Source organism: Streptococcus sp. HMSC062H02 (assembly GCF_001813005.1).
Classification (GTDB): Bacteria; Bacillota; Bacilli; order Lactobacillales; family Streptococcaceae; genus Streptococcus; species Streptococcus oralis_S.
Window position 1 is genome coordinate 1 of sequence record NZ_KV811088.1, and the last position, 8,745, is coordinate 8,745.

At 34.1% G+C, this 8,745-nt stretch carries 9 protein-coding genes and 1 pseudogene; 3 read left to right on the forward strand and 7 right to left on the reverse strand.

All coding sequences use genetic code 11. From position 1 onward, the window contains the following. Positions 1-104: 104 nt before the first annotated feature. Positions 105-917 carry a replication initiation protein gene (locus tag HMPREF2885_RS00005; RefSeq protein ID WP_000254442.1) on the forward strand — a complete coding sequence of 271 codons (813 nt, stop codon included), beginning with the start codon at positions 105-107 and terminating at the stop codon, positions 915-917. A gap of 78 nt (positions 918-995) precedes the next feature. On the opposite strand, the gene HMPREF2885_RS00010 is transcribed toward HMPREF2885_RS00005, so the two are convergent. Further along, positions 996-2,294, reverse strand: coding sequence for a plasmid recombination protein (locus tag HMPREF2885_RS00010; protein WP_070656830.1), 1,299 nt, complete (start codon positions 2,292-2,294; stop codon positions 996-998). An 896-nt stretch (positions 2,295-3,190) separates the two neighbouring features. Here HMPREF2885_RS00010 and HMPREF2885_RS10325 point away from each other — a divergent pair. Next, positions 3,191-3,313: pseudogene (locus HMPREF2885_RS10325) on the forward strand (transposase); the annotation flags it as partial. Between the two features lie 65 nt (positions 3,314-3,378). On the opposite strand, the gene HMPREF2885_RS00015 reads toward HMPREF2885_RS10325, so the two are convergent. From HMPREF2885_RS00015 to HMPREF2885_RS00035, 5 genes are all read right to left on the reverse strand, one after another. Further along, complete coding sequence (locus HMPREF2885_RS00015) at positions 3,379-3,570, reverse strand: hypothetical protein (protein WP_020902503.1); 192 nt, start codon at positions 3,568-3,570, stop codon at positions 3,379-3,381. Next, entirely contained in the window at positions 3,519-3,710 is a 192-nt protein-coding gene (locus HMPREF2885_RS10330; RefSeq protein ID WP_083307344.1) for a nucleoside hydrolase-like domain-containing protein, read from the reverse strand. Before HMPREF2885_RS10330 ends, HMPREF2885_RS00015 begins: the two co-directional genes overlap by 52 nt. A gap of 85 nt (positions 3,711-3,795) precedes the next feature. Further along, positions 3,796-4,404 carry a DUF1269 domain-containing protein gene (locus HMPREF2885_RS00020; protein ID WP_070656831.1) on the reverse strand — a complete coding sequence of 203 codons (609 nt, stop codon included), beginning with the start codon at positions 4,402-4,404 and terminating at the stop codon, positions 3,796-3,798. A gap of 948 nt (positions 4,405-5,352) precedes the next feature. After that, positions 5,353-5,682 carry a hypothetical protein gene (locus HMPREF2885_RS00030; protein WP_227038806.1) on the reverse strand — a complete coding sequence of 110 codons (330 nt, stop codon included), beginning with the start codon at positions 5,680-5,682 and terminating at the stop codon, positions 5,353-5,355. A 92-nt stretch (positions 5,683-5,774) separates the two neighbouring features. Continuing rightward, positions 5,775-6,764 carry a type IV toxin-antitoxin system AbiEi family antitoxin domain-containing protein gene (locus tag HMPREF2885_RS00035; RefSeq protein ID WP_024056487.1) on the reverse strand — a complete coding sequence of 330 codons (990 nt, stop codon included), beginning with the start codon at positions 6,762-6,764 and terminating at the stop codon, positions 5,775-5,777. 222 nt (positions 6,765-6,986) lie between these two features. Here HMPREF2885_RS00035 and HMPREF2885_RS00040 point away from each other — a divergent pair, with 222 nt between their 5' ends. Next, on the forward strand, positions 6,987-7,880 hold the full coding sequence (locus HMPREF2885_RS00040; protein ID WP_031576638.1) for a nucleotidyl transferase AbiEii/AbiGii toxin family protein: 894 nt from the start codon (positions 6,987-6,989) through the stop codon (positions 7,878-7,880). A 249-nt stretch (positions 7,881-8,129) separates the two neighbouring features. Here the strand turns inward: HMPREF2885_RS00040 and HMPREF2885_RS10115 are convergent, their stop codons facing one another. After that, positions 8,130-8,285, reverse strand: a complete 156-nt coding sequence (locus tag HMPREF2885_RS10115; protein WP_020902496.1) for a hypothetical protein — start codon at positions 8,283-8,285, stop codon at positions 8,130-8,132. Positions 8,286-8,745: the final 460 nt, after the last annotated feature.

Consider the following 8,745-nt stretch of genomic DNA (forward strand, 5'->3'; position numbering starts at 1 on the left):
TATTTTGTACCCTATTAATGACTATTTTGTACCCCATTATTGACTATAAAATTAAAAATTGATAGAATATAGCATAATAGGAAATATAGTAAAAGGTAAACAAGATGGTATCAAATAGAAAATCCAGTAAAATCTATGAAGAACTAGCTTCTCGTCAAAATTATTTAGTTGTCCAGGCGAATGACTTGGCCAAAGCATTTGGTAATTTAAAAGCTTTTGAACACAAGGTTTTAGACTACTGTTTTTCATCTGTAACGAAAGATAGTAGAGTTGGTGATGTCTTTACGGTTCATAGCCTTGACATTATGAAGCACTTTGGCTTAACTAAAAACGGTCAGAATTATAGACGGATTGCAGAAGCTTTTTCGAGACTTAACGAGAATACAGCCCTATATATCCCTGAAACATTGCCTGACGGTAGACGTTCAATAATCATGACTCAACTTTTCAGCAGAATAAGATTTATTGAGGATGGCCTTGTAGAGTTTAAATTCTCTGAAGATGCTGGACCTTTAGTTTTTGAGTTGAAAAGAAACTACTACTCTTTCCATTTGGATGAGTTAGGAAATGTGAAATCAAAGTATTCTTTGATCTTGATGAAACTTTGGGAAGCATATCGCTTAGGAAATCGAGAATATACAACCATTAAGGGAAGTTTAGAGGAATGGCAAGATTGGTTCTTGGGTGAAGAAAAGTCATGGCCTGCAGGTTTGTTTAAGAGGAATGCTCTCATGGTGGCATGTGAAGAACTAGAAATGAAATTCAACGCTGATATAGATTTAACAACTGTAAAAAAAGGACGAAAAGTTATCGGGTATGAGATGGTAATTAGGGATAGACGGATGCCAACCACTGCAGAGGTAATCATAGAGGCAGAGAAAGCATCACATCAGACAGATATCTATGATTTTTTGTAATTTGAACATGTATTAATAATTAGGACTTACATATGCAAGTCCTTTTCTAGGAGGAGAAAAGAATATCCCCTAATTTATCTAACGATCTAAATCAAAATCTTGCCACAAACCTCCTTCAATTTCAGCTTCTTGACGTTCATAGATTTTATCTGAGATCTCATTTTTTTCCTCTTCAGATAAATATCTTTCAAACTCTGATTTAAAACGTTTATAAGTATCAGCTTCTTTCTTAGCTTCAAAATACTTATCCCAAGCATTTCGATTCTCTTTTTCCAATTTAGTTTTCTCTTTTTGGAATTCTGCTTTCAGTTCTTTGATCACATTCTTTAAAGATGAAATTGTAGAATGTAACTTTTTAATGAACCCTATTTGAAGAATAGACTCTTTAAAATCGTTCAACAAATTCGACAATGGGCTATAGTTCGCCTTCATGGCTATTCTATCAAACTCATCTTCAGGAACAATCACAACACGTTCCCGATTATTAAATAGCCCTCGCTCTTTGATTTCAAATTGACTTTTATCTACTTCTGTTTCACTGATCATTTTTAGACGTAACATAGCATTGATAGTTTCATCTTCTAATTTTGCTTTATCCAACTCTCCTGACATGTTTGCGACTTCATTCTTCAAATGCTGCAGTTCCTTCTCTTCTTGCTGCTTCTGTAATTCGATTTGTCGCATAGTTTCTTTATATTCTCGCATATCCTTAATATCATTCGTCTGACCTAACTTGCGTTCGATATTGAGGGTTTTCATAAAGTATTGAATCCTATCAATCTCATGATCACGAAATTGTTTAAGTTGGCCACGTCCTTTTTCTTTAAATCCTTCCTGGAGGAGAGCTTTTGAAAAAGATGGTTGTTTCGAAAGACCATTTTTATATCCATCAGCAATAGGAACAACGTTAAAATGAGCGTGAGGAGCTCCATCTTCGTCTAAATGGACAACTGCATTATAGATGACTAAATGATCGTGTCGTTCATTAAAATCTCTTACGTAGCTTGCTAGGGCCTCTCCTACCTCTCTTTTTTTATTGAAATCCATCTTTTCCCAGTCGGATTTATTACCTACTGAGACTACAAATTCACGTTGCAGATCCAATGTCTTTGATTTTTTAACGTGTTTGTAGTAGTCTTCAATTTTTCTATCCTTCCTCCGTTGTTTTGAATTATAAGTATTTAAAGCATCGTCAAATTCATCGTGATAGACTTCTCTTATGTCACGTTTAATAATCGTTATATTTTCGTGGGACAATGCACGATTTATATGCCTGTGTTCATTACTCTTAAATTCTTCTTCGCTCAGATCTCTGTTATTATGACGTATATTTTTCATGCCAGTTTTTGTTTTAAAAGAAATGGTCATTTGATTCATTAGTTTATTTCCTCTCTTACTATTGTGATAGTAGTATGCCACAAAAAGCAAAAGATAATAAAAATTTTTGAAAATTTCCGTTAAAAACGTGATTAACAAATTTATTTGAGCATTTGTTTTTAAAAAAGATGGTCTTATATAGTGACCATCTTTTTAGAATTTATAGAACACTATACAAGCCCATCTTTTCAGAATTTATGGATTACTATATAAGTCCATCTTTTCAAAATTTATGGATTACTATATAAGTCCACGTTTTTAGAATTTATGGAGCATTATATAAGTCCATCTTTTTAGAATTCATGGATTACTATATAAGCCCATTTTTTTAGAATTTATGGAACACTATAAAATCCATCTTTTCAGAAATCATGGACTACTATATAAGTCCATGATTTTTAAATCTATGGATTTCTATATAGTTTCAGCAGATTAAAGAGAAATATTTAGCCCAAAATGTTGGGCTACGGCGTGGGGCTATCGCTATTCCACGCCAACTATTGTCGATATGTAATCAGTTGAAAATAAAAATATCTTTCTCGGATCAAGCAGAGTTTCTGTTACTCTTTGTCAAAGAGTAACGTTTTTGTAGTTTTGACATTGCTGCGCAACGTACAAAACTAAAACGCTCTGCCGAGGGCTATGGGTTGCACCCCTTTTTTGACCCTCACGGTTCAAAAAATTCACTGCTTTTTCGGCCCACAAAAGTGGACTCGAAAAAAAATCGGCGCGAATAACGCACCGAAAAAATTGCCTAGAAACTCATCAATCATCAAGCACTTACTCATATCGTCCAACACCTCAGCCGTACTCTCAATCAAACTCGTATTCAACTCATGAAGTAATTTGACAAGAAATCCATTGACTATCGTGCCTTAAAATACTGCTGGCGATTGGTTCTCAAAGACATCAAACGCAATGCCTTTGGTTTTCGGAACTTTGAAAACTTTAAAAAACGGATTTACCTCGCTTTGAACTTCACAAAAAAGAGAACCAAGATGGTTCTCTCTAGGGCTTAGTTATATGTCCACCCACTACAGTTGACAATGAGCATTTTTAAGAGCAATAATCTAGCTCATCTAAATTATTTGACCGTGAGAATACGACGCACATAGGTTTTGAATGGAGTCTCGGTCACATTTTGCACCTCAGTAATGATATGGAAGGTATCGCCTGACTTTGCATCGTCAGGGATATGAACCGTGAGACTTGCGCCCTCTTCTGTTATATCGAAGACATAATGCGGGTCCACCTCTTCGGAATGTAGGGAGGCCATTCTGCCGTCCCCTCGTAGCGCTCCTGAATAGACTTGAGGGCTCTGGCAGTTGTATTGGTCCCGCCCAAGGTCTGGATATAGAGGGTTCGGGGGTCATCGTCCAAAATGAGCTCCTCTAAAAAACGTAATCCTTCCGTCACTTCCTTTTTCTAAAATCTAGTTTTTTTAAAAAATAGGCTATCTTCCAGAAGTAGAAAGCCTATTTTTTATGAGATGCTTGAGTGCTTACGCTTTCAATTTGTCAAATTTTGCTTTGACATTCGCCTTGAATTCTTCAAGTTTAGCCTTGCGTTCGGCTTTACGTTCAGCCTTCATTTGTGCACGTGCCTGGTTGTAGAGGTCTTCTTGGACTTGCAGAGCTGCTTCGATTTCGGCTACGACGGTTGCTACATCCCAACGCACGATTTGGGTGTCGTACTTGGTGAAGTAAGCATCGATGACTGCTTCGTTGTCTTCTTGCACCAAGGCAACAACGGCTGTTTCACCGTTAGTCAATTTCTGAGAAACAACGTCAATCAGGCCAGTTTCTGCCGTATCAATGGTATCACCAGCAGCCAAACCATAGAGGCTACCCATACCATAACCAAACAAGACGCCGATAGGACCACCCAAAAGCCCGATAACTGCACCGAACAAGCCACCTTCTAGGGCTGCATCCGTCGTTGAATCTTCAAAGTCATAGCGTTCTTTTTCAACGATATGACCGTTTTCATTTTTGACCAAGGCGATTTGAGCAACCTTGGTCGTCTGAGTTTGGCGGAAAGCCTTCAAATCCGCAAAGGACTGATAAGCTTCGCTTTCAGTGTTAAAGATTGAAACTACTAGGTTTTCCATAGTTAGTACCTCTTTTCTAAAAATTACACATACATTATAACACAGTTTTCTTTTTTTGAAACTACTTTTATGCGACAATTTACATGATATGTCGCAATTTGTCAGCGTCGAAGGACTGGTGCAGGCAGCGGTATATCCTTGCCATATCTCGGGCCAGACACTCTGGCGACTCTGAGTGATTATCAAGAAAGGCGTCCAGCAACATCTTAAAGCCACCCGTGCAAAAAGTCAATAAATGGTGTCTTTCCTACAAATCCCCACCACTGATAGGGGGTACGAACATACACGAAAGTATGGCTAAACCCATGATACGTATAATGACGGTTGAACTGATTAATCCCTATATCCGTCATGTGGAACATAGCACGTAGTACCTGGGGCGGAGTAAAAGTAGTCGCTAGCGATCTTAAAGTTGTCGGTGACTAAGCATGAAAAAACAACATGAAGATTGACTACTTTGCTGTAACATCAAAGATGTCCCATCATAAAAGGTACTAGAAGAGATACTGCTTATTACTCAAGATGGGTTTGCCCTAAAGTCTCTTAAACAATAAGGTGAATTTTGAGATGAACTTTTCAAAAAAACAACTTTCCGAAAAATTGGTATTTTTCGGAAAGTTTGATTAAGGGTTTCTCGTAAGTCCTTGGGGCTCTAGGAGTCTAGATGATTAGTTGTTCACGAAAAAAACTGAAAAGCTCTCAGAATTATCATGTCAGCATCAAAAATGCAGAGTTTTTGTATAAAAATCCGAAAATCGAAGTCGATTATACAAAAATGACAACGGATATTACTCTTATAGAGAAACATCCATTGTCATTTTTTTGTAGCTTATTAAGAATTATAACCAAACATCCAAAAAAATAATAATGTAAAATCGGATCATCATTCGTAAACTCCTTTAGTAAAGAGTGCGTTTCCAAAAGTGTAGTTAGTCCAGAAATGAATTCTCACTCCCAAAACTTCCACCATCTCTTCGTTTTCTGTTCAATCAGCAACTGATTATCTTTTTGAGTTGCCAAAATAATCGTATGCAGTTGCTCAATTTGCTTCTTGTAGTCGTCTATTTGAGTTTTAAGGTCTGATATACGCTCATCTTTCTCTTGTAATACATTTGTATTATCTACGTAATCGCTTGTATTATCCTCTTGGAAGAGTATCTTTCTAGCATATGAACTGATCGAGTCTCCAAATTCTGTAGCTCTTTCCTTTAATTCTTCTTTTTCTCCAACGCTCATCCTGATGTTTAGGACAGTCATTTTTTCAGTCAAAACTTTCACCCCGTTAGCTAATATAATACACATTATAACACACAGTATTATTAAATAATACAAGAAAAACTGAGTTTTTGACTAAATTTCTTTGCGAAAAATTAGTATTTTTTGGAAATGTTGTGAACGCTTCTTGGATAGAACACTCCTAACTCTTTATCTTGATGAGGGTATATCATTTGATAGTCTAGATAAAAAGTCAAATTATTGCGAGGGTCATTCTGGTATCGTTTAAGCTCAGATTTATATTCATATTTTGCATTCCTTAAGTAAAATGCAAGTGATTTATAGTATGGATAAGAATAATTAAATTTTTCTAGATATTCCCAAATCTTTCTGACATTTATATTTTTAGCTCGAATAAATGCATCAAGAATTTCAGAAACGCCCCCGCTATACCCAGGTCTTACCATAGCATCGATTAGTGTTCTCTCAACATTTGTTGTTTTAATAGGCTTTGAAAACCCAACAACTTCCTTAGTTATAACTCCTGTATTGTGAGTACTTTTCGAATTTAGAACATGCACTTTATAAGATGTTCCGTCATATTCAAAAGAGTAGATCATATTTGTTCGTCTCATACTTTTGGAGAAGGCATAATCGATACGTCCTTGAGTTATAGCCAGTCTATCACCTAAAGTAGAGCGTTTTTGGGATTGTTCTTTGTTAATATATATGTCTTTAGGGCTATTAATAGTTAGATCATGAACGTACATAGCACTATAATGAGATAGAAATGAACGAGATAATAACGATAAAGCAATTTCGTAAGGAGAAACGTATATATCTGAGGTTATATAGCGAATAACATAATCCCCTTTGTATTCGTTCATAATTTTAACTGGTTTAAAAAGTTTTAGTTTATCAATAATAATATCAGTAAACTTATTAAGGGTAGCTCTAGACTTAAGTTTTCCTTCTTCTTTTAATTTCTGAATAATTTGAATGATAGAGGTCCTATTTAAAATATTTCCAAATTCTTTTTTAGATTTTTGAACAATTTCGTCAGAATATTTTATTAAACCATAAGTATCTTTTTTGATTTGATGTTTGATTAATATTTTCTCAATTTCATTGTCTGTAAGGACCATTACTATTATCCCTCCAATATACTAGTTAAGATTTCACCGCTAAGGTATGGTATATATACCATACCTTAAGTATGTTTTAATTTATTTTATTTAAAAGCTATGGTATATATACCATAGCTTTAGTATAGCAGTTTAAAAAATAAAAAACAAGAAATTAAGATAGATCGCAAGTTATACATGGTATAATAAACTAACAACACTAGTAATATGATAGAGGTACTTATGAAACCAGATGATATTAGAAACACCATTTTAAAAGCAATTTTTTCAGATAGTGATCTGAAGGAAAATCTAGTTCTAAAAGGTGGTACTGCTTTAAAGCTACACAATATAACTGATCGCTCATCTCAGGATTTAGACTTTTCAATTGAAGAATCTATAAGATATGATAAAGATGTTGAAGGAAAAAAACTACAAGGTTTAATTTCAGATGCTTTTAAGCAAATTGGTTTTTTAGTTGTTGGATTTGAATTCATTGAAAAACCTAAAAAAAGAAAACGAGACTTGCCTCCGTTTTGGGGAGGATATAAGATTTCTTTTGCGATAGTCGATACAGAAAAATATCAAGAAAAAATAGATTTACAGGACCCTAATAAAATGAAGGAGCTAAGTAAATATGGAGAAGCTTTAGAAAATAATAGTAAAAAGATAGAAATAGATTTGAGCTATGATGAATATGTTGCGGATAAAGATAGTTATGATTTAGAAGGGACAACTATTTATCTCTATAGTCCACTAATGATTGTCTATGAGAAAATAAGAGCATCCTGTCAGCAGCTTGACGATTACAAGTTGGTTGGTGATAAAACACGTGCTCGAGATCTATATGATATCTATAAAACTTTAACAAATAAAGGACAAATTGATTTACGTGAAGCTGTTCTTAATCAAGACAATTTCTATATACTAGAAAATATTTTTCAAGCAAAAGATGTGCCACTTGAACTTATGTTAAAATTAGATAGCAAAAAGACAGAATTAGCTGAAGATTACAAAGCAAAAGTTGTCCCTCAAATACCTGCTAAAGAAATTGAAAAGTTTGAGTTTCTCTTTTCCTACAACGACCAATTATTCAAAGATTTGTTTAAAAAATATCAAGATTATAAACGAAAATAATCAAATTTTAATTCTAAAAAAGGCCAAAATAATAAAAAGTCTCATTATAAAATTGAGACTTTTTTGCTAGCATTTACTTTCAACTATATATCTTAAAAAAGAGGTAATTTTAGAACAATATTTTCTCCTATATCAATTCAAAAAGAATTTAAAAGTTTGAATATAAAACTGGAACTTTTTTACACACTTTTTCATCAATTACCCTACAAAAAAGACAGCAGGAATCAAGTTAAAAAATTCTATTTTGTCCTATATTTTTAGGAAAACACTAGTTCCTCTTTCGATACCTTCTTTGATAGTTCCTGCAGCTTGTTCCAATTTTCTTCTGTCGTCATAATACAGGCTCTTTTTTATCTGATTTTGTTGCTTGCTGCCATCAGGGAGTATTAAATAAAAATCAAACACTTATTTAACCTCATATAAGGACGTATTTGCCTCTTAGAGAGTCCAAGGTGGAAATATCCGACTTTTATCAAAAAAGCCCCTTAACGGCCAAAATATGGCTCCTGATGACGTCTTTAATTTTGTACTGTAGTGAAAAGCGTAAAAAATCTTTTTTTCCTCATGATACGAACATAGTTGCAGAATTCCTTCTGTAAATTTATAGAAATGAAGAAGGGGAAATGTAGTTAGTTTGAATTTTCTATTTGTAAATATTTAGCTAGAAAATAGTGAACTGAGAAAAAGATTTTTTTATTTTATTAAAAATAAAATATAGATTTTTTTCTTAAGAAGATACTTTCTAATTTACTTTCTAACCTACTTTATATTACTTTATATTACTTTGTCGACCTTAGAAACTCAGTAATACCAGGGGGTTGCGGATAAATAATTGACTATTTTGTACCCCATTATTGACTATTTT